The 22,901-nt window shown below is 54.1% G+C and carries 16 protein-coding genes and 2 pseudogenes; 12 read left to right on the top strand and 6 right to left on the bottom strand.

Annotation, left to right across the window (positions count from 1 at the left end):
• The first annotated feature begins 282 nt into the window (after positions 1–282).
• Positions 283–2,220 carry a hypothetical protein gene (locus G6M89_RS20695; protein WP_165163801.1) on the top strand — a complete coding sequence of 646 codons (1,938 nt, stop codon included), beginning with the start codon at positions 283–285 and terminating at the stop codon, positions 2,218–2,220.
• A gap of 31 nt (positions 2,221–2,251) precedes the next feature.
• Here G6M89_RS20695 and G6M89_RS20690 read toward each other — a convergent pair.
• Positions 2,252–2,620, bottom strand: a pseudogene (locus G6M89_RS20690) (zinc ribbon domain-containing protein); the annotation flags it as partial.
• Positions 2,621–2,751: 131 nt separating this feature from the next.
• Between G6M89_RS20690 and G6M89_RS20685 the strand changes: the two are divergent.
• The gene (locus G6M89_RS20685) at positions 2,752–3,918 is read left to right on the top strand and encodes a sensor histidine kinase KdpD (RefSeq protein WP_165163800.1); all 1,167 of its coding nucleotides are present in this window, start codon (positions 2,752–2,754) and stop codon (positions 3,916–3,918) included.
• A gap of 233 nt (positions 3,919–4,151) precedes the next feature.
• Here the strand turns inward: G6M89_RS20685 and G6M89_RS22830 are convergent.
• Positions 4,152–4,382 (bottom strand): annotated as a pseudogene (locus tag G6M89_RS22830) (RNA-guided endonuclease TnpB family protein); the annotation flags it as partial.
• A gap of 467 nt (positions 4,383–4,849) precedes the next feature.
• Between G6M89_RS22830 and G6M89_RS20675 the strand changes: the two are divergent.
• Both G6M89_RS20675 and G6M89_RS22655 read left to right on the top strand, forming a co-directional pair.
• Positions 4,850–8,590: a hypothetical protein gene (locus G6M89_RS20675; protein ID WP_206335656.1), complete on the top strand. Its 3,741-nt coding sequence runs from the start codon at positions 4,850–4,852 to the stop codon at positions 8,588–8,590.
• Between the two features lie 2,549 nt (positions 8,591–11,139).
• Complete coding sequence (locus tag G6M89_RS22655; RefSeq protein WP_255488593.1) at positions 11,140–11,274, top strand: hypothetical protein; 135 nt, start codon at positions 11,140–11,142, stop codon at positions 11,272–11,274.
• 147 nt (positions 11,275–11,421) lie between these two features.
• Here G6M89_RS22655 and G6M89_RS20670 read toward each other — a convergent pair whose 3' ends face one another.
• A complete protein-coding gene (locus G6M89_RS20670; RefSeq protein WP_165163799.1) occupies positions 11,422–12,588 on the bottom strand; it encodes an ISH3 family transposase in 1,167 nt (388 codons plus the stop codon).
• Positions 12,589–12,867: 279 nt separating this feature from the next.
• Between G6M89_RS20670 and G6M89_RS20665 the strand changes: the two genes are divergently transcribed.
• The 6 genes from G6M89_RS20665 to G6M89_RS20645 all read left to right on the top strand — a co-directional run bounded on the left by G6M89_RS20665 (position 12,868) and on the right by G6M89_RS20645 (position 16,265).
• Entirely contained in the window at positions 12,868–13,266 is a 399-nt protein-coding gene (locus tag G6M89_RS20665) for a hypothetical protein (protein WP_165163798.1), read from the top strand.
• Between the two features lie 255 nt (positions 13,267–13,521).
• Entirely contained in the window at positions 13,522–14,859 is a 1,338-nt protein-coding gene (locus G6M89_RS20660; RefSeq protein WP_165163797.1) for an RNA-guided endonuclease TnpB family protein, read from the top strand.
• Positions 14,860–14,905: 46 nt separating this feature from the next.
• Positions 14,906–15,037 (top strand): hypothetical protein, encoded by a 132-nt coding sequence (locus G6M89_RS22650; protein ID WP_255488589.1) that lies wholly within the window; start codon positions 14,906–14,908, stop codon positions 15,035–15,037.
• A gap of 112 nt (positions 15,038–15,149) precedes the next feature.
• Positions 15,150–15,503, top strand: coding sequence for a winged helix-turn-helix domain-containing protein (locus G6M89_RS20655; protein ID WP_165163796.1), 354 nt, complete (start codon positions 15,150–15,152; stop codon positions 15,501–15,503).
• Positions 15,504–15,607: 104 nt separating this feature from the next.
• Positions 15,608–15,877 carry a hypothetical protein gene (locus tag G6M89_RS20650; RefSeq protein ID WP_241175486.1) on the top strand — a complete coding sequence of 90 codons (270 nt, stop codon included), beginning with the start codon at positions 15,608–15,610 and terminating at the stop codon, positions 15,875–15,877.
• Complete coding sequence (locus G6M89_RS20645) at positions 15,870–16,265, top strand: hypothetical protein (protein WP_165163795.1); 396 nt, start codon at positions 15,870–15,872, stop codon at positions 16,263–16,265. Before G6M89_RS20650 ends, G6M89_RS20645 begins: the two co-directional genes overlap by 8 nt.
• Before the next feature lie 459 nt (positions 16,266–16,724).
• Here G6M89_RS20645 and G6M89_RS20640 read toward each other — a convergent pair whose 3' ends face one another.
• Positions 16,725–17,039, bottom strand: a complete 315-nt coding sequence (locus tag G6M89_RS20640) for a hypothetical protein (RefSeq protein ID WP_241175484.1) — start codon at positions 17,037–17,039, stop codon at positions 16,725–16,727.
• A gap of 285 nt (positions 17,040–17,324) precedes the next feature.
• Between G6M89_RS20640 and G6M89_RS20635 the strand changes: the two genes are divergently transcribed.
• On the top strand, positions 17,325–17,855 hold the full coding sequence (locus G6M89_RS20635) for a hypothetical protein (protein WP_165163794.1): 531 nt from the start codon (positions 17,325–17,327) through the stop codon (positions 17,853–17,855).
• Positions 17,856–18,265: 410 nt separating this feature from the next.
• Here G6M89_RS20635 and G6M89_RS20630 read toward each other — a convergent pair whose 3' ends face one another.
• Complete coding sequence (locus tag G6M89_RS20630; RefSeq protein WP_165163793.1) at positions 18,266–21,298, bottom strand: CFI-box-CTERM domain-containing protein; 3,033 nt, start codon at positions 21,296–21,298, stop codon at positions 18,266–18,268.
• 171 nt (positions 21,299–21,469) lie between these two features.
• Between G6M89_RS20630 and G6M89_RS20625 the strand changes: the two genes are divergently transcribed.
• Complete coding sequence (locus tag G6M89_RS20625) at positions 21,470–21,730, top strand: AbrB/MazE/SpoVT family DNA-binding domain-containing protein (protein WP_165163792.1); 261 nt, start codon at positions 21,470–21,472, stop codon at positions 21,728–21,730.
• A 364-nt stretch (positions 21,731–22,094) separates the two neighbouring features.
• On the opposite strand, the gene G6M89_RS20620 is transcribed toward G6M89_RS20625, so the two are convergent.
• Positions 22,095–22,901: RNA-guided endonuclease TnpB family protein (locus tag G6M89_RS20620; RefSeq protein WP_165163791.1), on the bottom strand; the 807-nt coding region annotated here is incomplete at its 5' end.

Here is a 22,901-nt window from a genome sequence, read left to right as displayed (position 1 = left end):
TATGAGAGTGAAAATCAGCCTCATCTACTATGACCGGCCTATCCGATCCAACCCCATGGAATCTTGGTTGACATCCTCTCCACCCTGAAGGACGGGGCTTTCTCCTTGATTCTCCGTAACCCTATGAGTACCGAGACCATCGGTTGACACCTTCATTTGTGTGGTTTTTGGCTGTTCCTTCGAGGTGCCGAGCCAAAGTTGTCCGATCGCTTCCGCGAAAGTCGATGGGCGTAATCCGTCTCGATCAGAAATATTATCATCTATATGTCTAAACTGGAGGACATGATCGTAACGGGGGTTATCGAAGAGGTCACTAATCACCTCAGGGGAAGGGGGTGGAAGACGGAATCGAAGCAGTACCGTGACGGGATCGGAGGGATCGGCGGCGTCAGAGAGACCGATTGTGGAGTCCAGACGCTGGTCGCTCTGGTCGTGACAAAGCCAGTTGAACAGGTCACCGTAGAGAATGTCGAGCGCCTTTCGGAACTTGAGGGGAAAAACGACGCCGACGTGGTGCAACTGGTGACCGACGTCAACGTGACACCTGTGGCCGACAAGGCACTTGAAGAACAAGAGATTGAACGCATCTCCCTGACGGAGGTCGCCGCGTCGTCTCGAGACCTCACCGATGGTGGAACGGCGGAGTCAACCGGAATTAAGGATGAACGCTTCACGTTTGCCGAGTCTGAAGGAATGGCGGAAGACGAGACGAGGGAGAGCGGCGACTCCAAGCCGGAGTTGTGGTTCGATCCTCGAGAGTCTCAGGTGTCAATCTGGTACGTGACGTTGCTTACCTCTCTCGTCGGAATGTTCGCCCTCCTCCTCGTTTTCGATCCCTTACAACAGCTCTCCCCAATAGGTGCTTGGGGAATAATGTTCGCCGTTATATCTCTCCTCATTGGGTCGATGTACAAAGACGCTGAACGTATGTATCAGGCGGAATCCTGGCCACGGTTTCGAGGTGCTCACTACTGGATACTATCAGTGATACCCGGACTCAATCTGTTCTTTGTAACCGCGTACCTCGTGAACCGGACAGAAGTCTCTCACTACGGACGAACCTTACTACGAGTCGACTGGGTGAGGGGGGTTCTATCAGATCCTGTCGACTTCGTGAAGTCCGTGTACGTCGGCCTTGGGGTGCTCGTGTCGACGGTCTTTCTCACCTGGCTCATTCTCTTCCCCGTTACTGGCCTGTTCAACGAGGGGAATCCTGTGTTTGGTCTGATTGCTCTGCTTCTCTTCTTCTTACCAATGATCGTGTTGTACCTCCGTCGGTACGCGGACAGTGAGGTCAAAGGACACATCGATATCGGGCTTCGTGATCTCTCTATCCGCGTTCTTGCCGCCTATGGTGCATTGATTACTGCCACCGTTCTTCTGTTTGTACTGTTGGTTCCAATCGCCTTCTTCGTCACCCTGATTTTACCGGCCGATCTCGCGAATGCGCTCGGTCTGGGGATGCTCTATTCATTTTTCATTCTACCACTCGCAGTCGTGTTCGTCATGCCGCTCCGGTTGCTCCCGTGGTTCAAGACATTTCCATACCTCCTCGAGCAACTGACGACGCAAGTGGAATTGCTCGGCAAGGAATCCGGCCTGACGCCGTCTCGAGAGGGAAGTAGTGGAGCGAAGAAGCGAGACTACCTCCCGGTTTCCGGTCACGAACACACAAGCGTCGAATTGAACAGTACTGCTGATGTCAATTTCGGCGGGACGTACCTTGGGTATGAACCCCGTTCGATTTCTGAGGTGCGAACCCATTCGTTGCCAAGTTCGAGACGGCTAGGTGCGGTGCTTTTCGTTCCTGGCTACCTCTGGGCGAGTGCTGTTCTCGCGTACCACCAGCTGTATCCGGAGCGTGCGACGGCCTACGCCTCAATGTTACCTGCTGAGGACGTTCTCCTCGTGGGGCTATCGTACCTCGGCATTCCACAGGTCGTCGTTACGGAGGTTCTCATCCGGATCGGACTTTCACCAGAAGTCCTCTCGCTCGGATTCATTGGCGCAATTGTCCCCGCTATCCTGATGATCCCCGCGGCGTGGCACTTCGCCCTCGAGTACGAGGCGTTGCTCTACCGATCTCTCCAGCGGATCGGCGGGGACAACCACCTTTTACTGTTGTGGGTCATCCACATCATTCCTGTCGTTCCTCTGATGATTGGGTATTGGTGGTACAAAGATCGCAAGGAAGGCGACACGATTGACATCCACCCATGACTGAAGTCGCGGGATTCCTCTCGAGGGAGTCTCAGGCGTCCGAGTCCCCGAGAGCGATATTCTTGCCCAAAGCGGTACTTTGGTTTGTGTACTCCTCGTTGGCCGTTGTCTCCGCGATGGAGGGCGGGCTATGGTGTTCCCGCCAATCGTGATTGTTCCACTTGAGGTACACAGGCCGTGCCATCGACCGTACTTCTACTGTCTGCCGTCTCAGGAGCGATTCTGAAGCCACGAGGTCAGCGTTCCCCTCAAAGCCACACGGACACGTTAGCGTATTCCCGTGGCGAATCGTCTCCTCGTGGTCGCCACACTCGGGATCCGTCTGACTCGTCCACGACTCTGACTTGACCTCGAGGCTGATACCGTACTCCTCACAGACGCACGCGAGACGGTGGGTGAATATATTGGAATTTAACCATTTCTCACGACAGTAGTGATATCCTCCGAAGTCGAAGTCGTGCGTTGTCGGTTTCTTGTTCGCCACCAGAGTTTTCTCACATCACTTTGTAGCTCGCACCTAGACCATCTGATATGGCACAATTCACCGAACAAATAGGGAGCGAGGGGCTGGGAGAAGATGGCCTCCTTTACCGGGTGTTACAACGGGCTGGCCCACGCATCTTCTACGCAGTCGGTATCTGCATCCTCCTTGCCGGGAACAGCTATTTTCTCATATTCAACAGTGTCAGCGACCTCTTCTCAGCCTTGGGAGTGATCAACGTCGGCTTTTACGGCACACTGAGCGCTGTCATTGTCCTCTGTGGCGTCTTCTTGTATCGGGGAGACACCTCGAGATCGCGGTACCCGCGAGCGGCTGCTTGGATCCTCTGTGCCGTTGTATTCCTCTTCTTCCTCAACGCCCCCGTAATGGCCCTCTTGGCTGATCAAATGAACACTGAGTTCCTTTTTGGGTGGGTGATGTCGATCGTAGCGATCAGCACCACTGGTGGTGCGGTCGTCGGAACCATCGAGGCGCGATCCATTGAGCGGGCACAGCTCAACCAGCACCTCCGGACGGAGCGGGCCGCCGCCGAGTATCATGCCGACCAATTGGAGTATCTGAACAGTGTGCTTCGCCATGAGGTGCTGAACAACGTCAACATCATTCAAGGATATGCCGAACATGGCCTTGAGGGCGAGGGCACTCAAGAAGGGGCCTTATCGGTTATTTACCAACAGAGTGAGGAGATGGCCACGATCATCACTGATGTACGAATCCTCATCGCATCAATACAGGGGACGGGCTCTCTCGAAGCGCGAAACCTGTCGCGGGTGCTGACCGAGGAGTTGGAGAAGGTACAGGCAAGGGAGGAGGTTGAGGTGACGGCGAACATCCCGGATGATATCTTTGTCGAGGCGGACGATCTCCTTCCCCGCGTCTTTCGGAACCTGTTCTCAAACGCGGTCAAACACAATGACAGCCCGATGCCCAAGATAGAGGTTGCCGTTGAGGAATGGTCTGATACCGTCGAAGTTCGTGTAGCAGACAATGGGCCCGGCATTCCAGAGTCCAAGCAAGCATCGCTGTTCGAGTCAAGTATGGAAGCCAACCACGGTATCGGCCTGTATCTCGTCCACGAGTTGCTGTTGCGATACGGTGGTAATATAAAACTTGTCGAGACCGGCACCAATGGTACTGAGTTCAAGGTTGAGTTTGGTCGCCCAGCGAAGGAGGATGGTGGGTCGACCGCCGCTTGATTCGGTGATATAGTGAATGCTGAAAGGACGACGTCGGGAAGGCTACAGAGGAGCAACGTCTGTAGTTGGGAAAGCAATTACCGTCCTCGAGGTCGAACTCGCTTTAATCGTCGTCACCCCTGGACAACTCTGTGGTGGAAGCCACGATACCAACGACAGTCTCCTAAGTAAACAGCCTCGGGCACGATGGCTCGAGGCTTTTCTAGATTCCCTCAGCAGTGCGCTAGCACTCCCTATTCCGCGAGGGAACGGGATGAGGGTGAGCGACTTACACGCCCCGACCCGGACAGACGCACCAACCGCACCTGCGGCTGGGTTTTGTGAGTCCGGTAATCCGAATCGTTGCCGTCGAGTTTTGCCTTCTCGCGCCACGCGATGTTCACCGATGCGTTCCGGTCGGCGTGGTCTTGCACTACGTTACACTCGTCGTTCGTACAGCGGAACCGCCGTCCCTGCAGTGTCCCATCTCGAGGTCAAATCTCGTGGCACTTGGCTCGCAATTCTGTGGACAACGAGATTTTGCACTTGTCCAACCCACAACAGCTTATTTACGTCTGTATGGCTGTAACAAAAACTAAAAATTTCATTGAACATTACTCTCTGGGTGAACGTTTGCCCTATCTTGAGGGTGACCAGCCTAATTCTGATTCACGCGCGACCCTCAATTACTAGCAATGCAACTCCAACAAATTTCACATCGTCCTCGAGGAGAATTTTCCACCCTCAAGGCGGAACCTCCACATCAGATTAGACACCTAATACGATAGCAGTATAGGGTCGGATCGGGGGATTTTCTCAATAGGATCCGTTATACGGGAACGGGAAACAATCTGTGGGAGATTCATAGAGGTGAATCTCCAATTCGCTAACGAATTTATACTTACATAAGTTGGCCGTAATTTATTAATGGCCTTCGAACTCAGAGTCAAACGTGACAGGAGAAAAAGAAGAGAAGAAAGATGATCGCCCATCTCAAAAACCGCGCTCGACTGAGACTCAAAGGTCCGAATCAAACGATCTGATTGACCCTTTCAAGCAAGGTGAATACCTAGCTAGTCTTGAAGATGATTCCCCATCTTCAGACCCACAGGCGGCCCCAGACAACCCACCTAATCAAGGATCGCCCGACCAAGATCCCTCATCAGATGTAGAAGGGGAGTGGGAAAACCCACCCTCGAGACAGTCTAGAAAAGATATTCCTGAATCGTCTCCTATTAGCCCACACCTGCCGGGTGAGGAAGAGAGAGGCAGCGAAAACGATGACACTGAAGATTTCATCAAAGAAATCGAATCAAACCAAGAGTATATCAGGATAACTCCTGTGAGAGAGGAGATTAATTCTGAAACCGTAACCAGAGAACTCTATGGGCTTCATCGATACGGATCGGGGCGAAAACTCCCCTTGGATATGGAAAAGCACATCGACAGCATCGAGGGGATGACCAACTTTGAATTCATCATCTACAAACCCAAAGGAGAACCCCAATTCAAGTTCTACCTTGGACCCGGTGAGAAGGGGGACGTCGACTGTGATCGCCTCGAGTCCGTAACCCGTTCACAGTATCCCGAAAACTTCGAATTTGACCGAGATCAGTTCGACATCACTAACAAGTTCGAATCAGTTCCGCATATGGTTCGGTTTGACGGCATTGAAGAGAGGCGAAAGGACTGGATGACCACACTCACCACCTTCGACCTCAACCTCAGTGACCGATCCCCTCTCTCGAACATGCTCGAGACCATTGTCCAGTCGAAAGGGACGGTGCTAATCCAAATGGTCTTCGAGCCACGAGCTGATTGGTCTCGGAAAGCAGAACGGCACAAAGGCAACCTCAAGCAAGGCGTCCACAGCACAGCCGGCCTCATGCTTCGGTCTTTTATCGACGCCCTCTTCGGCGTCAGCCAAGAGGAGAAACAAGAACGTCACCGTGGGGACACTCCACATGAGATCGGGGGCACCATCCACGACTCACAAACAGCAGGTCCGCGATCAGGGACCAGCCGAATGGCTCAGATTGACCTGAAGGACCCCGCACACACGTACAACTTGACTATTCGGGCAGCAACTTCCCAAGAGAAATGCGCTCAGAACCTACAGGACTCACTGAACCAACTCAGTGGCCAGTTCTACTCCATCGAAGGCAAATACTTGGGCAAGCATAAAAATGAGTATGAGCGGATGCTGAAGCACGCTCTGACGTACCCCACTGGGTGGGAGATGATCACCCGACGGAAACCTATGCTGGTATGCAACATCAAAGAACTCGCCAGCTTCATCACGGTCCCCTCGATTGACTCCCTCCCAAAAGCCTCTCGAGGAGGGACAGGTGGACTTCCGGCAGCCCAATCCCCACTTACCTCTCCTAACGAAGAGGTGTTCCAAAAATTCTCCAACGGGATGACCATCGGTCATGCAGTCACCGCCATCCGTGATAATGACCAGGACACTATTGACATCAGCGCCATCGAAAGCAAAAACGAATGGACCCAAAAGATCAACCATAGGGATGCCCTTTCGTTGTCAGCTAGTGACCTCACCCACCACTACATCAGAGCGGCAACGACCGGGAGTGGGAAAACCGTCGCCACGATCAACGATATGCTCACTGCCCATCAGGACCTCGATGGACCCCTCATCTTGATCGACCCCAAGAACGGGGACATGTGTGAGAACTATCTCCGGTGCCACCGGACACTCTTCGGTAGCCTAGAGGACGTCGAGTACATCCAAATCCCTGAAAAGAATGGGAAGATACCAGGGATGCCCTTCTTCGACTTGCGACCCCTTACTCGAGGTGCAGGCCGAGAACGTGAAGCGGCTATTCAAGATATCACGGATCACTATTTTCAGGTCTTGCGCTTCGTCCTTGGGAGAGACACCGTTGATCAGGCATTCGTTGCCAATGAAATCCTCAAGAACCTCATCAAAGCCAAGTTCGACCGCAACTACGGCACCGACTACTTCTCCATTGGTGAACTGATGGAAGCTGCACAACAATTCCAACAGTGGGGGAAAGAAGTTGAAGATGCTGTAGAGGACGCAGACAAGGTCAACAAGGCCATCCCTCGCACCACCGACAGTCAGGTCAGGAGCATCCTCGAGTCCCACCTCACAAAGGACCAGACCCAGTTCATGAACACGACAGACGCAGTACTAAACCGGATCCGGAAACTCAAGGAGCGGGACTTCATCTGGAATATGCTCTCGTACACAATCAGTGAGGAATACTGGGACGATGAGAACAACTGGTATGACCACTCGGAAATACCAATGCTCGACCTGAAGAACATCCTCAATTCCAACAAGGTGCTGATCCTCGACACCGGGAACCTGCGATCACAGAGTAGTCAGATCTTCACCGTTCTCTTTCTCTCGCACCTGTGGACGTCGGTGCAATCCATTTGGACGCCCAACAGTGAAGATTACATCACCAACGTCATCATCGAAGAGAGTTCGGACGTGGCCCGGAACGAAATCGTCTACAACGAACTCCTCCCCAAAGGGCGTGAATTCAACTTGTCCCTGGGGCTGATCATGCAGTACCCTGAACAAGTGTTGGGAGAAGATCCACATGCCAACCGTCGGGCCTACAAGGAGATTCTCAACAACGTCAACACCAAGATCATCGGCAACATCGCGACGGACGATATGCTAGCCGAGTCCTTGTTCCATGAAGATCTGGAAACAGAGGAGATCAAAGATCGGATTGCCGGCCTTCGCCGTGGGGAATGGGTTGTCCAACTCCCATCCACAGGGTTCCATGAGTCCAAACCCGAGATATTGACACTCCGCCCCCTCCCTATTCCCCCAGGTCACAAAGAAGGCCCCTTTGAGGTCTCCCCTAAGACCAAACTAGTCCGAAGGCGCAGCCGTGAACGGCACTGTCTCAGTCGGGACCACGAGGCAATCGACGACACCAGTGGGACTCGGATCGCCACAGCTGGTGAGGAGAACGAACCTGATGAACCCACAAAGTCTGCTCGAGCATCGAACACTGAACTCTCCCACCAAGAAATTGCTTTCCTCGAGATGGTCTTTGACGCCCTCACAGACGGAGTGAAAAACTATACTCTAGCACAGCCGATGAAAGAGCTTCACTGGAGTGAGTATGCAGAAGACCTCGTTGACCAAGAGTACCTTGAGAAGATTCATCTTGGGCGCTACCAAGTATATTACTATCCCACAGAAAAAGCGCAAGTGGAACTCGACAGAGACCTCTCACCTAAAGAAGGAGGTGAATATGGTGGGGAGTCACCTCTCCACCGGATAGGTACACGGCTTATAGCGACCTACTATGATCAACAGGGCTACGACGTCTCCATGTACCACACCCTCGAAAATGGAGACAACAGTCAAAAGTTGGATGTCTATGCGAAGGACACCAAAGAGTCACCAGACAACTCTGCCAAGTTAGTGGAAGTTGAGATCACTCCTGAACATCGCCCACACGTAGAAGGAGACTACGAGAAACTCGCGGAAGGGTATGGGGATGCCATTTGGGTCGTGGAGAACTACGATGGGGCGGAAACCCTCCTCAATAGTCTGTCTAACAAGCTCGAAGACACACCATCCAAAGGCACCCGAAGCTTCGAAAAGATCAATGAAACCTTGGACGATCCCGGGGCAAGCAAAATCCTGGGCATAAACAACCTCCGAGAGATGGTTGAGTGAGATGCACCCTCTACATTAACACACACTAGATACCCGACTCGCTTCTTCATTTCCCATCCCAATATTGTTTCTTGGGCTAACGCATTCACACGACTGATTTTCTATATGGCTACAAAGAGGCTCAGTGAGTCACAATAGACCATTCCTGACCCGGTTCCATAGACCATTCCTGACCCGGTTCCATAGACCATTCCTGACCCGGTTCCATAGACCATTCCTGACCCGGTTCCATAGACCATTCCTGACCCTGTTCCATAGACCATTCCTGACCCTGTTCCATAGACCATTCCTTATCCAATACCATGGTATTCCTATAGCGGAATTAGTTTAAAAAAATCCAAATCACAATCGCAATTCAGGCGTCGCGGATATCAGAAATCGGAGGTTGTGTAAGAAATATGGTAAACTGATAGACTCATATCTACAATAATAGCAAGACGTAGTTGTAATATGGGGGTTATTCTATAGAACTTGTAATAGCCATACGGCGGCGCGTTTGGAGGTATTTCCTATAGGGACGAATCTAACCCTCTCCGTGTGATGGTCGATTTGAGGATATATTTCTATAGACAGACGGGGCCGCGTTTTGCACCTTTTTCTATAGAATCCGTAATAGCAAGACGGGGTCCAGATAGCGGGTCTTCTCTATAGCCATTGGCTTCAGGTGTCCAAAGGTGTTCGTTCAAAAATCGAATTCTGTAATAGCCATACGGGGATCCAATAGAGGGGTGTGTCTATAGGATACGATATAGGGGGACGTGGTCGGATTTGAGGCGTTCTCCTATAGAATATAATTACGACTCCAGTTGTAGTGGTTATAGTAGTACGGGGGTGACTTAAGACGCACCCCATATACTTTACTAATTATATTCTACCAATTTTGTAATAGCCATACGGCGGTGCAATACGAGGGGTTTTCTATAGACGACCCCTACCCCATAATCCTATCTCATAAGGTTTTACGGCCTCAGAGGGCTTTATAGACTCTCTAATATGGCACACGACCCGTATCTCATAAGGTTTGGAAATTACAGTATTACTGTTCAAGGGTAGACCTCATGAGATGGTGAGACGCCAAGCGAATGAATCAGGCGGAGCCGAGTGACCGATGGTTGATTTGGGAGTCGGGGGAGATACTAAATTTTGAGCCTCTCAGTTATCTGATACAGAGGTGGGGGAGTTTTGATTTGCGAGGATTGGACATGAGAAGTTGATGCCAGCGACCCCAGTAGTTCCGCTGTTAGCTCGAGGAGGGGGCCGTTTGATTGGGCGAGGTCAATGACGTGTGCCTGGGGGATGGTCGAGAGTGGATGTTAGATCGAAAACCGACGCGATCGGGACGGCCAGGACAGGGGGTACTCCTCGAGAGGGTCGACCGAGGAGGATGGAAGGTGAACGAGTGAACACTGACTCGAGGACAGAGGAGTCACAGAAAACTCGAGGTGGAGGCAACAGACGCAGGTGGGGTCGGGCCGTCGACGAGAATAGGGGACACCTTGAGCTGACGTAGACTCGAGACTGGACCAACCGGCGACGACTCGAGATGGAACTGTCTGGAGACAACTCGAGACCGGGACCGACTCATCGCGACGACCGCCGAAGTACAGTCTGCATTGGGAGGGGTGAGATTCCAACAGCGTCGAAGGGGGAGGAGAACAACGCCGCCGCCGCGCGCGACGGTAGGGGGGTCTGCCTGGCTTTGGGGAGTGGGGGATTAGGCTACAGGGTTGCAATGGATTCCCGAAGGTGCTTGGCGACGTGGAGGATTCAACCTCAGTTAGCGACGTGGAGGATTTGACTGGGTCGTGGCAGTGTGAGGATTCACCTACTCGAGGTAGGATGAGAAGTTCAACCTCGAGTAGTCAGTACGAGTACCGGATGAGGAGTAGCGCTGGTCAGCACAATTCGAGAAACTGCCACCCGGCCGAATCATCGCGAGGGTCGATGCAGCATCGAACTGGCAGCAACGCAGCGAGGAAGGTTGGCCGTCCTCGAGTTGTGGGTATAGGTCAGGAAGTACCGCCGATGGTCGCCAACAATGAATCATCGACAACGAGTGGAAACCCCAACGCAGGGCCGCAAAGGAACTCGGTTCACGAGCTTGCGAAGGAAGATGCAATCTCTCTTCCGGAGGAGACATTTTCAGGAGAGATGTGGGAAGTAGGGTAGCTGCAGGCGGCGGACGCAGAGACAGTAGTATCGGGAGAGGAAAAGCGGTTTCCCATTTCAAGAGATCTGTACAACTGCTGATCGTTAACTCTCCCACCCGACTCACACGTTGTTGACATCCACACATTTCGTCAAGAGAAGGTCTGCATAGAAGTCCATATTGGAGTGAGAAATGGATTTTCGATTCGATTTCGTAGTTACTGACTTTAGACATATTCTCATCTGAAACAGTCGGCCAATGAGAGCTGCTTATCTATCGCTTCGTTCTTGACTCGAACGTGTCTGTCACCAGTCCACCAACCCCACTACGTATACTGTCAGGTTCTACTCCTATTGTACGCATCAAATGATTTATCCCCTCTACTCGGGAGTAACGAGATATGACTGATCGAGTCCGTCGAAGTCCCGAGAACCCGTGGTACTGGTCGTATGACGATGCACCGGTCCTCCTCCTTGGAGGGACGGATAAAGACAACCTCAGTACCTCACAACTCAGTCTCAGCCAACGGTGTTGAAGCCTGATTTGCCGACGAATCAGAGCCGGATCTGTTCTCCGACAATCTAACCGGCAACAAGAGACGAGAGGCTGTCGCAGTCGGCGGCGATCAGCCGCCGACGCGACGGTGTTGCCACTGGTCGAATAGGGCGTCCTCGGTCACCGGTTACCGGTGGAACCGATCATCAGGTGGCCGGTTCGCGGGGACGGCCCGACGCACCGTGAGGGCCGTCCACGCTGCCCGTCGGACCATGTTAATGAACTCCTTGAACGACCAGGACCAGAGGCGACGCCCGCCACGGCGCGGCGTCGCCACAAATTCCCAGTGGAGATACCGCCAGACGTTCTGCAACAGCAGGCTCACCACAACGTACAACAGCCGTACGACCGGATCTTGTGTTGATGTCGTTGCAATGCTTTGCTCGGAGAGTCGGTAGCTGGCCTCGATACCGAAGCGTTTCGCGTAGTGGTATCGAGCGTCCCGTGGCGTGTCGATGAACGGCGCGTCAGCGGCGTAGCCGTGACGCGCCACGCCGTGTTCATCGTAGCGTCCGTTCTGGTAGGTACAGTCGATGTAGACGGGAAACTCGACGGTCCAGCTGTGACCGTCGAGTTTGCCCGTCAGCTCGTGTTGGATGACGCGACTCCAGCCTTCGGAGAGTTCCTGCTTGATCGCCTTTCCCCAGCGGACGATCGGCATCACGTAGGCGTGATTGTGCGCCTGAAGCACCGTGAGACACTTGCTGTCGTAGAATTCACGGTCAAGGTAGACGGCCTTGACGCTGAAGTCAAGGCCGTCGAGCACACCGAGAAACTCCGCGAGGACACTGCTGGCAGTGTCGCCGTCTTCGAGACGGCGCACTGCCAGGGTGAATCGCTTGTTTGTCACACGCGCGTAGAGTATGGCATAGGCGTGAAAGGCAGTGGTTCCACGCTTTGCTTGCGAGTGATAGATCCCATCTGTCTCATCTTCGTCACCGTAGTAGGGCCGCAGATGGAGGTCTACGCAGACCTCCACCTGCTCGGAGAGCAGTTGATCGAGATCCTTCCGAAGGAGCGTATTAGCGACTCGTTCGAGCCGTTCTGGCTCGAGCTTCGTCCGGAGATGGTAGAGAATTGTGTTCGCAGCGGGTGCGTTCTTGCTCGAAGCACACAGCGTAGAGACTGAGGTCCCGTCGGCGCACGCGCCGACGAGGACCTCATAGATGTCTTCAGCAGTGATCTCAGCGTTGTTAGCGAGCGAAAGCGGTACTTCCTCGTCAAGCCGGTTGACGAGAAAGTTAAGAAGTTGGTCTTCGTGGATTACGTTGTCTGCTTGCTTGTTGGAGTGCACATCCTCAGCAAGCAGACGTTCTAACTAACTGGCTTTGTGAAGTACTGAACCTCTTTCAATGGACCGGTGACCGACTCCACGACCACCTTGACCAGCTCGAGGAGGCGGGTGGTACTTTCGCTTGAGAGTGGAATTGACAGTCTCGGATGACTCCGATGACCGTGAACCGCCTCGGGGTCAAGCCCCGAGGCACTCGGCCTGTTCAGTCTGTAGAACTAGTGCCTACATTGGAATTTGGCGAGAATTGTTTAATAGTCTGGATGAGATTATCTGATCGTAATGTCAAGGAATATTAGTTCGCATGTCCCCGACGATGTCGCCGCGGGAATTGACGCGATCGCAGAATACCATGACATCTCTGCTAGCAAAGCGATCCTACTCATCTTACTCGAAGGATTTCATGCCCGAGAGATGCGGTACCGCCAGGAGATTATCGACGCTAAGTTGGATGTCTTCATCGAAAACTTCGGAGTAGAAGAGGAGACTCAAAACAAAGTGGAGTCGCGACTCTCTGAGATCAGCAACCGATCCATCCCGGAGAGTACCTTGGGAATGGAACTCATGGACGAACCACATCCGATGTTGGGTCCAGCAGGAAATCTCCCCTCGCTCCCCGATGTGGACATCGATCCCGACCAGCCGACTACGGACGTTGGACCGACATCAGATGATGACTAACAGCAGCGCATTCTATGAAGTGATCGGTCGAAATCTCGAGTTCAGTCTGAGTTGGGAGCAACCAGCTCATTGGAAGTGGATCTGACTTTCCTTGTAGTTGATGACTGGTTACAGAACATCGAGGAGAAAGCCCACGACTTCAGTCGTGGGATGAATCCGACAACCCACTACACAGACCACGGTTCAATGGCACGGCAGGATATTCCACGCTCTGTAATCCGTGCTTTCAAGTAGGTTTGTATACATAGGTTACGTATGGCGAAACAGGTCGTCACCCGCACCTATACTGCTTCCATCAGGAATCAGCAACAGGTGTCTGACGACCTTGATTCGCTCGGGTTCGCCGCGTCGAAACTCTGGAACATCGGACGGTGGACAATCAGTCGTGTCTGGGATGAAATCGATTATATCCCAGAACACGACGAACTCACCGCGTACCTCAAGAGCCACGAACGCTACGATGACCTGCATTCTCAGTCAAGTCAGCGAGTGCTTCAAGAACTCGCTGAGGCGTTTAACGGTTGGTACGGTAAACGACGCAACGGAGACACACGAGCGAACCCGCCCGGCTACCGCAAACACGGTGACGACCACCCACGAAGCACGGTCACGTTCAAAGCCGCTGGTTTCAAACTTGACACCCAGTACGACCGCGTTCGACTCTCAAAGGGGTCAAACCTCAAGGAACACTGGTCGGATTTTATCCTCTGTGAGTACCAGACTCGTCCCGACGTTGACCTTTCCACAATCGAGAGCGTCCAACAGGTTCGGGCTGTCTGGACTGACGAGGAGTGGGAGCTACACTTCGTCTGTAAAGTCGAGATTGAGGTGTCCGAGTCACCCGGTGAGAAGACGGTGGGCGTCGATCTCGGCATCAACAATTTCGCTGCGCTCGCCTACGAAGACGGTCACGCCGAGTTGTACCCGTTGAACTGCTTGAAGCAGGACGACTACTACTTCAGCAAGCGAATTGCCCGGTGTGACGACGCCGACTCCAAGCAAGCAACTCGGTTGCATCAGACGAAGTCAGCTCGCCGCACCCACTACTTCCACACCCTCTCAAAGCACATCGTTGAACGGTGTGTGGACGAAGGTGTTGGAACGGTCGTGGTGGGTGACCTCTCTGGCATCCGCGAAGACGAGGAGAACGGTGAGTCGAAGAACTGGGGCAAACATGGCAATCTTGACCTGCATTCGTGGGCGTTCGACCGTTTCACCGACCTACTCGAATACAAGGCCGAGATGGAAGACATCGTGGTCGAGCAGGTATCCGAGCGGGATACGTCGAAGTCGTGTTCGTGTTGTGGTCGTAAGCGTGATGCGAACCGTGTTGAACGTGGGTTGTACGTGTGCGATAACTGCGGGGCGGTGGCGAACGCTGATGTGAATGGTGCTGAGAACATTCGACAGAAAGTATCTCCGAGTCTCGCCACGGATGGCGTTGACGAGACGCAAAACGTCTCGTCCGCACATCAGAACCTAAACCGTTCTGAGGACGGTGATAGGAGTAACGGCTGGTTGGCACAGCCATCGACGTTCTTGTTTGACAAAGAAACTGGTGTGTTCGCACCTCAAGAACAGGTCACGTCGTAAACCACAATATCCCAACGGCGGTTGGGAATCCCACGACTTCAGTCGTGTGGAGGATGTCAAGAGCGTCCCCACCTTTGCTGATGATATCCGGCGGATCGTCCGTACTGGGATTCCTGTATTCCAGCCTGAGGAGTTCGACAAACTCACCAGTATTTTGCTTCACGGTGACCTCGAGTGAACTAGATAGGTTCGTAGAATCTATAATCGTTAATCTATTTAGAAGAGGCGATCAAAGAAGGAATGTTCTAGCCAAAAAGTATTACTCGATATCATCACAATAATTAGAATCCATGAAATTACGCCAGCCAACCGACTTTTTGATCCTTGAAGAGCTAGCAGACAAAGGACGAAACGTCGCGACGAATCTAGCACATCACACGGGGAAGAGTCGAAAGAACATCAACACACGACTGCCGGTGCTCGAGGACTATGGCCTCGTCCGAAAAATTGGCCCAGCCGAACGGTCTGGACTGTACGAGATTGCAACGCTTGGCAAAACAGCGTTGGTACATCAAGACCAGTACGACGAGGTAGACGATTTTGAAGCGCTCATCGAAGGCACCCAGATCACTCCAGACAACACCAGTGGTCCGCAAGCGAGTTTCGCTCGAGGCGATAGCGGGAACCAGACTGAAGATAGCTGACCGGAGTGTGGCCTCCTCCTCGCTGTAAACAGAGAGAGATCGAAGATTCCTCAGGTAGTCAGGCGTAGCCAAGCGACGATTGTCGTCGTAGTCGTTGTCTCGCAATGGTCAAGACAACCGAGGCAACGCAGCTGACTCGCGCGGCTTCATCACTGCTGTTTCCGGAACTAAAATTTGGGATCGGTGCGAATGGCACCGATCTGAGCAAGGACTTCCAGCGAGTCCTCGCTCGGATCGACTTCGGCAACGAGTTCGCCAATACTGGTTCAAAAGCCTATCAGTTTGCCCATGGCGACGATATTTCTATCGCTGTGGCGAAGGAAATCAGCGACGAACTAAGTATGTGTAGTGTCTATACATGGCAAGATGGGTGAAGAGAAAACACGCGTCGATTTCAATGCCCCAAAGTCGCTGGTCGAACGCGCCGACAGCGTCGTTGAGGTCCTGGATATCTCACGGACGCGGCTCCTCACCGATGCCCTCGAGGATGAACTCGAGGAGCTCGCGAACGACGAGGAGTTTCGTCGACGTCTTAGTGACGCGTATTACGACGATCACGTCGACTACGACACCGTCGAAGCAATCCTCGGCCGTGAGGAGGCGATGCGAATCAAATTCCTCCGAGAGTCGATCGATCGAACACCGCCCGAGCCCCACCTCGAGGACGGTATCTCCAGTAATGACGTGTTCTACGACGGGGAAGTCCCCGACTGGGGAGAGTCGCAGTCGTCCGACGAAGACGATGACGGAGTACACGTCTGAAGCGTCTCAAAAGTCCAGTGAACTACCCCGCTCTACAGAGATACAGCGAGAGTGCCTCGGGACTTGACCCCGAGGGTGAATCGTGTAAGCTATATGACGCACCCCACCGTATTGACGAGTACAGTTGCAACGTGGATTAAAGACCTTAATCCGAAGCAACTGCGCGCAGTTGCGACGAATGCGACACCTCTCAAAACCTGCGTCCTTGACGTGGTGAGACGGGTGTTGTCGGGCCGTGGTGGAGCGACCGACCCTCACGGACGCACCGGGCGTTCGGGTGTTAATTCCAACCGACCCATTTCGGGAAGGTCGAGGGGAATTAAATTCGCCTGCGCCCATCCGTCCATTTCTGGACGGCATGGGCAAAACGGTGAAGCCTCGGGGCTTGTCCCCGAGGTACTTCACTCGCGCTTTCCGTTCGCTCCTAGAGGACGGGGGCTTAGCGCCCTCACCGCCACGCTAATCGTCAGCAACCATCGGTTCGGATCGCTGCTTGCCAGAAACCCCTGCTGGCTGCACGGCGGCCTGCCAGGTCATAATCACCATTGAGACGAGCAACAGCCCGCCCCAGAGGAACGCGGTCGGGTGCAAAAAGCTCAGGCCGCCGCCGACGGCGAGCCACGGAACCATCGGTAGCCCCCACTGTCCGAGGATGAATGTCCACGTCACCATCTGCTCGAGTCGCCCGCTCACGCCGAGGGCCGGGATAGCGAAGCCGAGGACGATGGCCAGAATCGAGAGGACGCCTAGGTGGGCGTGGCCCCGATCATCCACGCTGGCGTCCCCTGTGCCGTTGCGTTCAGATAGTTCTGGTACATTCCGACACTCATCATTATCGCCAGTCCAAGGAATCCAGATGCCTTGGGTCTGCGTGACACGAGACCGCACCTCACATGGTTGTCTAATAACATTACGGAAAGCAGAACAATTCACACGGCTAATGTGAGCAAAACTCGAAACTCTCCCGAACTGACTCTATACTGACACGCACCCGACAGCCTAAGAAGGTGGAAATGACATCCCGAAAAATGATCTACTCATGTATCGTACGTTGATTCGATGCCAGAATCTGCCCCGGCATTCGAGAATGTGAACGAGCGCGCCAAAGAGGACTGGAAACGTGATACCAGCCCGTTCGACCGTGTGCGGTCAGTGATGCGCACGGCATACGAGCCTATGAGCGCGGCGACCGTTGCCGAGACCGCCCTTACGTCGGAACAGACTGCCGGCAGGCACCTTCGCTCGCTTGTCGAACACAGCTACGTGGCAGAGACCACATCGCCAGACTCGAGGGGGGCGCTGTATCAGCGGGCCAAGGACTCGATCGTCCTCGAACAAACTCGGCGTATCCTCGACGAGACGGACACCGATACGCTCTCAACACGCGTTTTGGAGATGCGCGAGGACCTTCGAGAGTACGGCGACCGGTCCGGCGCTACCTCGCCCGATGACGCCGTCCGATCCCACGCGAATATCGACGCAGAGGCGCTCCTGGAGTGGCGAACGACGCGGCGGAACCTCGCATTCGCTGAGGTAGCGCTCGCACTCAGCGCGGTCGAAAACCTCACTGATGATGCAGAAGCAGTCTGATGCAGTTCGACACTGGAGATGGCGACTCTCACGCACTTCGAAGCACTATCGACGTGACGAAACTCAATGCGTTCCGAGATGCGTTCAGCGCCATCGAATCGATGGGCTCAGGCGAAATCGATGACCGACTCAATCCCCGCGAACTACAGCTCACGATACCCTATAGCATTGGGGAGGCAGATACAACCATATTCCCGGTTCGATGGACGACGGCGGGCGACTACAATATACACTACTCGGATGCGTCCGGGCACAACCTCCGGCGGGATATCCACCCTCACGACTTTTCAGCTCCCCCAGACGACCGACACTTCCACCCGCTGCTAGACGAGTCAAACGCGGATACCCACGTAGAGGCATCGTGTCTCAGGGAACCCTCAGTTGACATCGTTGCCCGGGCAATTCACCTCTTATGCGTCCGACCCGTCAAATCCGAACATAGAGGCGATCCGAGCTGCAGGTCGAACGACCGTCGAGCGAACAATCGAACGCCGACGTGGGCCCTGGGCGATCCAATCGGCGATTGGTGGGCTGGTTGCGTAGTACAGTCTGACAAATAGTTCCCCGATCGCGTTCCCTTTCAGGGTCGTGTCACGGAATGCTCGAAGCGTCTCAACCTGATCATGGTCGGGCGTTCCACAGGCCGCCGTTGCGATGAAACACCCCTCTCGGACGTTGACCGTCTCAGTTGTTATGCCGAGAGGTTCGCCCGTGTCGTCCAGAATGTACAGTGTGACCTCGTGGTCGCCTGGGTCTGTGAACGTGTGGGTTGCTTCGATCCCAGTGGTGTCAAAGTCGTTGTCGTCCGTGAAGTCCCACAGATAATCCTCAATCTCCTCGGTCGGTTCGGAGTCGCTGGCGTCGAACGTCACCTCAGTCTCGACGTCGGGGGACTCCGGTGAGAACGTAAACGAGACGGTTGGGCCTACATCCTCGGATACAGTAACGGGATCGGAGGCTAACGTTTCGCCGGGTGTGTACTCCTCAGCCTGGGGCTGGACAGCAAGCGTAATCTCCTCGTCTTCAGTCAACTCACTCGTCAGTTCGATCGTACCATAGCCAAAGGGTTCTTCGGGCGGTAGCGGTAGTGGTTCCTCGATGAGTTCGTCGTCTAACTCGTCCACGATGCGCACCTCTACCTCGTCGTGATCGTCAAAGTCCTCGTCGGACACGGTAATGTGGATGGAGGCGAATTCGTTACCGTCGGACGGCTGTTGCGTGAACATTGCATACGTCGCATCAACTGCAGCCACCACTGTTTGGAATGCGTCATTGTGGTCCTCGTCTCCTTCCTCGAAAAGAGCAACCTCCAGGATATCGCCTTCTTCGAGTTCATCGGTCAGGGTGACCTCGTCTTGGATATCCTCGCCCGGAGTAACTGTCAGAACGTCTGCTGTCAGGTCCGATCCATCGAGCCCGAATGCTCGTACATCCACCCCGTCGCCACGAGTAGCTGGAACGTCCACATCTACTTCGACGGACTTGGCTCCGATGTTGGGCCGTTCCGGGACGGTAAATCCTATGTCACCGACGACGGTGGTCGTTGCCGAAGCTTGTACCTTCTCCTCATCGTATCCGTCCGCAGCCTCCTGGACGACCGCCGTGATCTCGTCACCCCCGACAAGTTCTTCAGTCACCGATACCGATCCACCCCAGAAAAGCTCAATATCCACGGGCTCGTCACTCAGATTAACGCCATCGGCGTCTACAATCCGCAACTCTAGGCCTTCCTCGTACGTATCTAAGTCGTCGTCGGAGACGGTCGCAAATACCTCGACATCTTCGTCACCATCGGTCAACTGTTGTGTGATCTCGACGTATGTGTCGTCCACCACTGTGCCAGCCCAACGGAGTGCCTCATCGTGATCTGAGACTCCCTCTTCAAGGAGGACGATCTCTAGGTTGTCCCCTTTCTTAAGGGGTTCTGTTAGTTCGACGGTTTTGGTGGCGGACTCTCCAGACTCGACAGTGATGACTTCATCTGTTATATTGCCCTTATCCCAATGAAATGCGCGGACGTCTACTGGATCATGGTCTGACGGAACGGTGACCTCTACCTCTACGTCCTCGTCCTCGGCGTCTGGACGTTGTGGGGCCTCTATACTTAGATCGACACTAGCGGTGGCACTTGCCGAAGTCAATTCCTCATCGGGATCGTATTTATCGCCCTCTGGCTGGAGGATGACGGATATTTCTTCTCCCTCGGTGAGGGACTCAGTCAGGTCGATCGGCCTGCCGTCAGCCCGGAAAATCTCAACCGCCGCGTCGGTCAGTTCCTCGTCTGTGCCATCTACAACGCGTGCCTCGATGTCCCCTTGGTGCTCGTCCCAGTGTTCCTCAGAGACTACCGCAAAAATTTCGATGACATCGTCGCCTGCAGACGGAGACGCGTGGAACTCGATGTGAGTTGCGTCCACTACCGTGTTAGTCTCACGAAGAACCTCACCGGGGTCTGTGACTCCCTGTTCAAGGAGAACAATATCTAGTCTGTCCCCTTTCTTGAGGGGTTCTGTCAGTTCGACGGTTTCGGTGACGGACTCTCCAGACTCGACAGTGATGACATCATCTGTTATATCGCCCTCATCCCAATGAAATGCGCGGACGTCTACTGAATTCTCGTCCGACGGAACGAAGACCTCTACTTCGACCTCTTCGTCCTCGATGTCTGGACGTTCCGTGACCGCGATACCTAGATCCGCAGTGGCAGTGGTACTTGCCGAAGCTATCACTTCATCGGGATCGTATGTGTCGCTCTCAGGTTGCAGGATAACGGATATCTCATCCTCTTCGGCGAGGGGATCAGTCAGGTCGATCCCCCCGCTGAAGAACAGACTAATATCAACCGGCCCATCGGACAGTTCCTCGTCTGCCTCATTCACAACGCGTGCCTCAATGCCGCCTTCGTGCTCGTCCACGTGGTCCTCAGAGGACGATGCAAAGAATTCGACGTCGGTGTCGCTTGTAGATGGAGACGCGTAGAAATCGATGTATGTGGCGTCTACTGTTATGCCAGCCATACTGAGCGCCTCATCACGGTCAGTAGCCCCTTCTTCAAGGATGGCGATATCCAAGCTATCCCCTCTCTCGAGCGGCTGGATCAGTTCGACGGTTTCGGTGTCGGTCTCTCCAGACTCGACAGTGATGACTTCATCCGTCAAATCGTCCCCCAACCAGTGGAACACGCGGACGTCTACCGGATCCTCGTCCGACGGCACATCGACCTCTACTTCAATGGACTCGTCACCTGGATCGGGTCGTTCCGTAATTTCGATCTCGTGGTCGGAGGACGCCGCAACCGACATGGTCCCGCCGGTCGCACCAAGGCCGGTTGCACCGAGTACGCCCACCCCCGTGGTTTTTAATACGTTCCGCCTACTTGTGGTGACTCGTTTCTTCCCCGACTGACGAACTTCCGCAAAACTACTGTCCTCGATATCGACCATGCCGATACCAAATAGTGAAAGTTAATAAGATTTATCATATATTCTGAATTATAACTTAAATGTGATTGTTTCCAACACTCAATGAAAGCACTCGCCGCTGGGAGCGAAACCAGCACGCATGTCAATTTGCCTGAGAAAGCCCGGCAACAACGTTTTCGGTATGTATATGCTATGACACGGAAAGCGGGAGGGCGTGGCCAGGTTACACTGCCGAAACACCTGCGTGAAGACTTCGGTATCTCGGGCGGTGACGAAGTGACGATTCGCGAGGAGGGCAATAAAATCGTGATCGAGAAACCCACATCACGTGAGGAACTTGCAGAGGGGTATCGACGACGCGCCGATCGTGACCGGGAACTCACTGCGGAAATGGAGGATATATCGCAGGAAGCCGATTCCACACTGGGTGACGCACCCGCCTGGGAGCACTGACCATGCACGTACATCGCGGTGATAAAACGACGTCGGGAACAAAAACACGCCGACCACAATCGCCGTGCCGTTTAGGCGACAGTATCTCGTCGATTGAACGTGGTTCGACTCCTGAGTTGGGGGTGTCAACATTCTTCGGGCGGCGATTGGTGATACAGGTTCCCGTCAGAGACTCGAGGCGCCAACATCGTCCAACCAGTCCTCGAGCGTGGCGACCGCCTCGAGACGCTGGCGTAGCCTTTCGTGATGGGGTAGTTGTATATACAAGCAGTCAAAACAACTCGGTAAACTACCCCACCCTACTCCCTCGGCGCATACGCGCCTCGGTCCTTGAGGATGGGGCTTTGATGTGGACTCCCGGCGATTAGTCGCCAGCAATAGGCTGGTGACTCTCGCCGTTCAGCGTCCCACCAGTTATACGCACGTCTACTTGTGCGTCTCCGCTCCTCGACGTGGGCGAGGAACGGAGTCTGTGTGTCCGCTTCCGAGCATAGCGTAGCCCGATGTTCTTCGCGGCGTTGTAATCCGCGTTCACCTCGTAGCCGCACTTCTGGCACTCAAAGTGTTCTCCGTGGCGGTTGTCCTCATGCGTGAACCCACAGTCCGTCCGCGAACAGCGTTGGGACGTATGGTTGGGCTCGACTTGCTCCACGGAGACGCCCTGCTCGGGCGCTTTGTACCCGACGTACTCGAACAGGCGTCGAAACGCCCAGACGTGATGCCACTTCGCGTGCGGAAGCCGCTCTCGAATATCGGTCAAGTCCTCGAACGCGATAACATCAGAGTCGTGTTCGACGGCTTCCCCCACAAGTTCGTTAGCGACGGTGTGGATGTACTGTTTTCGCCATGCTTCTTCGCGCTTCCCGAGTCGAAGCACAGCGTTGTGCGCGGCTTGCGTGCCGCGCTGTTGCAACTCACCCCGACGCTTCTCGAACTCACGACACCAATGGTTGTAGTCGTCTCCCTGCCAAAACGTGCCGGTTGAGGAGACAGCCAACGAGTTGACGCCGAGGTCGATACCGAGGACCGTTTGGTCGGGGTGCCCGGTATCTTCCGAAACCCCTGCGTCGTTGCCGTTTGTCCGCCGAGTCGAGATGTTGAGGTAAAACTCGTCGGTGGCCGCGTCGTACCGAAGCGTACTCTCGCGGAACTCGTAATCCTCGGAGAGAAC

This window comes from Natronolimnobius sp. AArcel1 (assembly GCF_011043775.1).
In the GTDB taxonomy this organism is placed as follows: Archaea; Halobacteriota; Halobacteria; order Halobacteriales; family Natrialbaceae; genus Natronolimnobius.
The sequence above is the reverse complement of the archived record's forward strand: the minus strand, read 5'-3'. Positions and strand labels throughout refer to the sequence as shown.

Bases quoted from the DNA above. Each gene is read 5' to 3' on its own strand.
- G6M89_RS20695 (WP_165163801.1), top strand. From the start codon at position 283: ATGATCGTAACGGGGGTTATCGAAGAGGTCACTAATCACCTCAGGGGA.
- G6M89_RS20685 (WP_165163800.1), top strand. From the start codon at position 2,752: ATGGCACAATTCACCGAACAAATAGGGAGCGAGGGGCTGGGAGAAGAT.
- G6M89_RS22655 (WP_255488593.1), top strand. From the start codon at position 11,140: ATGACTGATCGAGTCCGTCGAAGTCCCGAGAACCCGTGGTACTGGTCG.
- G6M89_RS20665 (WP_165163798.1), top strand. From the start codon at position 12,868: ATGTCAAGGAATATTAGTTCGCATGTCCCCGACGATGTCGCCGCGGGA.
- G6M89_RS20660 (WP_165163797.1), top strand. From the start codon at position 13,522: ATGGCGAAACAGGTCGTCACCCGCACCTATACTGCTTCCATCAGGAAT.
- G6M89_RS20655 (WP_165163796.1), top strand. From the start codon at position 15,150: ATGAAATTACGCCAGCCAACCGACTTTTTGATCCTTGAAGAGCTAGCA.
- G6M89_RS20650 (WP_241175486.1), top strand. From the start codon at position 15,608: ATGGTCAAGACAACCGAGGCAACGCAGCTGACTCGCGCGGCTTCATCA.
- G6M89_RS20645 (WP_165163795.1), top strand. From the start codon at position 15,870: ATGGGTGAAGAGAAAACACGCGTCGATTTCAATGCCCCAAAGTCGCTG.
- G6M89_RS20635 (WP_165163794.1), top strand. From the start codon at position 17,325: ATGCCAGAATCTGCCCCGGCATTCGAGAATGTGAACGAGCGCGCCAAA.
- G6M89_RS20630 (WP_165163793.1), bottom strand. From the start codon at position 21,298: ATGGTCGATATCGAGGACAGTAGTTTTGCGGAAGTTCGTCAGTCGGGG.
- G6M89_RS20625 (WP_165163792.1), top strand. From the start codon at position 21,470: ATGACACGGAAAGCGGGAGGGCGTGGCCAGGTTACACTGCCGAAACAC.